Here is a 2794-nt window from a genome sequence, read left to right on the forward strand (position 1 = left end):
GTCCCGTGAACCTTCGGGGAAAATGCAAGTCCGGGCACCTCAGCCCGCTTGATGCTGAGATCCTTTTCGGTGATCTCATCCCTGGCTACCAGGGTGGCCCGCCGGATCACCGACCGGAGCTGGCGGACATTCCCCGGCCAATCGTAAGACATCAACGTCTCCACCGCTGCGTCGGTAAAGCCGGCGATTATCTTGTTCAGCTCGATGTTGGCCAAATCCAGAAAACGTTTGGCCAGATAGGGGATATCTTCTTTGCGCTCTCTGAGGGCCGGCACACAGATGGTAAATTCACTCAGGCGGTAATAGAGATCCTTTCTGAAGGCGCCGTTCGAAGCCATCTCGAGCAGGTCTTGGTTGGTGGCCACAATGAGCCGGATATCAACAGGTACGGACTTGTTTCCTCCCACCCGATAGAGCTTCCGGTCCTAGATGACCCGGAGAACCTTCGCCTGGGAGCCGAGAGGCATGTTTCCGATCTCATCCATGAAAAGGGCGCCGCCGTGGGCCGATTCAAATTTGCCCGCCGTCTGACGATCCGCCCCGGTGAACGATCCCTTTTCATGCCCAAACAGTTCGCTCTCCAGGAGGTTCTCCGGGATGGCCCCGCAATCCACCGCCACAAAGGGCGCTTCCGCCCGGGCGCTGTCCCCGTGAATCGCCCTCGCGACAAGTTCTTTGCCCGAACCCGTTTCGCCCATGATGATCACAGAAAAGTCAGACTTTGCCACCCGGTGAACATCGGCCGTGAGGCGGCCGATGTTGTCGCTCGGTCCCATGCTCTCGATAAGACTGAAGTTTCCTTTATAACGATCATTTATGGATTTGAGGTTTCTTCTTAATTTTCCTTCTGCCAGAGCGCGGCTGGTAACCCAGACCACCTCGTTATTGTCGAAGGGTTTGGCAAGATAATCGTAGGCCCCTTCCTTCATGGCCTCCACGGCTTGGTGAGTATCCGCATACGCCGTAACCAGCACTACCGGAAGATTGTCATCGATCGCCTTGATTTTTTTGAGGACATCCATGCCGTTGAGACCCGGCATGCGAACATCCAACAGCACGGCATCAGGGATATCGGAACAGATCTTCTGCATCGCCTGCTCGCCATCCGCGGCCGTGATGACCACGAAACCTTCCTTTTCCAGGATGTTGCTCAGGATCTCACGGATTTCTTCTTCATCATCGGCAACCAAGACGCGCGATTTACGCTCAACCATATTGTTTTCCCCTTTCTCGGGATGATGAACTCGCAGAAATTCTCAAATACCCATTTTCTGTCATTCCGGGCTTGACCCAGAATCCCGGAAAAAACTCTGGATTCCCGCTCCCGCGGGAATGACGACTTCATGCGAAGCCGTCAAAGGACGGTTCATGGGATTGGATACCTCCATATCTTCCGGCAGGAGTGCAGAAATGTTGTGCAGCATGCCCAAGAAAAGGACGCCTGTCTCCCCCGTCTGCAGGGTCTGGTCGATCCTTGCCGCTATAAATTCATCCCGTTTTTTGAGGAGAAGGTCGCTTGCCGCTTTCTGCCTGACTTCGATCGCGATAGCGTCTTTGACATCCCCGGTTTCGAGAATCCTTTTGATGAGATTATATTCTTCGATCAGCAGTTCCGCGGATTCCGTGCCCATGACTGTCGCCCCTTTTTCCATCAGGCGGACCAGGATCTGGTGGTTCGGGCTCCCCTTCTTTGCCAGTTCCGTAACAATATCCAACTCCTTGCCGCAAACGGGCAGGCCATCCTGGTAAACGCGGGTTTGAGCATAAGAAAGGGTAAGTTTATTGAGAATGTTTTCCACATCAGACCAGAAACGTTTGACAAGATTGACCTTCTGCCGCCAGACCCGCTCGCCGAACTTCTGAAGGGTTACCTTTCTGATCGATTCACTGAGGGCGCCCATGTCCGCCTGGCTGTGAACAATGGGGAAGTACAAAAGTGTTCGTGAGGTCATGGATTCTCCGATCGGATCAGCGAATATGGAATCGTCTCTATGGAAATATTTCCATAATATATGGAATCCGTTCCAGCATATCAAGTATTTCCCGGAACGCAACGGCATGAGTAAACACATGAATAAACCATCCCCGCCGCAAGCAGCGGGGTATTAATCTGAGGGTTCCATGTCCGATTCGCAGCAAGCTGCGGGGAATACAACCCGAAACGAAATTTAATGCTTAGAATCGGTCCTTATCGTCGTTTATAAGCTAAGTTCCGCATGACGACTCGCCGATATATCGCATGAACCATGCCTCTACGGCTTCATGGATGGTAAAGGGGCAATTCAACGATTAAGGATCCCCCCCCCATGTCATTGTTTTCCGCATGAATCGTTCCGCCATGTTCCCGGATGATGCCTTTAGAGACGGACAAACCCAATCCCGTGCCTTTTCCGGGATCTTTCCTGGTAAAGAACGGCTCAAAAATCTTGTCCAATTCTCCCGCAAGGATACCATGACCGTTGTCGGCGACTGTCAAAATAATAGAATGACCTTTCGAGGAATCCTCCGGATGATAAACGGTAATGATCAGTCGTTTTACCTGGTTGCCCGTCATCGCGTCGCAGGCGTTGAGGATAAGATTGACCATCACCTTCACCAATCTGTCTCTTTCCATTTTTACAGGGATGACCTCCAACGGGGGATAGTACTCGACCTGGACATGATCCTCTTTTCTCCTGAGCTCCGTCATTTGCAGACCCGCTTCGATGACACGGCGGAGGTCGCCGCCGACAAGCAGACTTGGCTTTTTGGCGGAGGATTGAAGCAAATCATGGCTGATCTTGGCGATCCTTTG

Annotated in this window: 2 protein-coding genes and 1 pseudogene; all 3 read right to left on the reverse strand. The window is 52.4% G+C overall.

Going from position 1 to position 2794, the window contains the following annotated elements:
- Positions 1–1214, reverse strand: a pseudogene (locus tag WC600_19175) (sigma-54 dependent transcriptional regulator).
- Between the two features lie 60 nt (positions 1215–1274).
- Positions 1275–1952 (reverse strand): hypothetical protein, encoded by a 678-nt coding sequence (locus WC600_19180; GenBank protein MFA4904850.1) that lies wholly within the window; start codon positions 1950–1952, stop codon positions 1275–1277.
- A 308-nt stretch (positions 1953–2260) separates the two neighbouring features.
- The coding region (locus WC600_19185; GenBank protein ID MFA4904851.1) for an ATP-binding protein at positions 2261–2794 on the reverse strand (534 nt) is incomplete at its 5' end.

The organism is Desulfobaccales bacterium (genome assembly GCA_041648175.1).
Lineage (GTDB): Bacteria > Desulfobacterota > Desulfobaccia > Desulfobaccales > 0-14-0-80-60-11 > 0-14-0-80-60-11.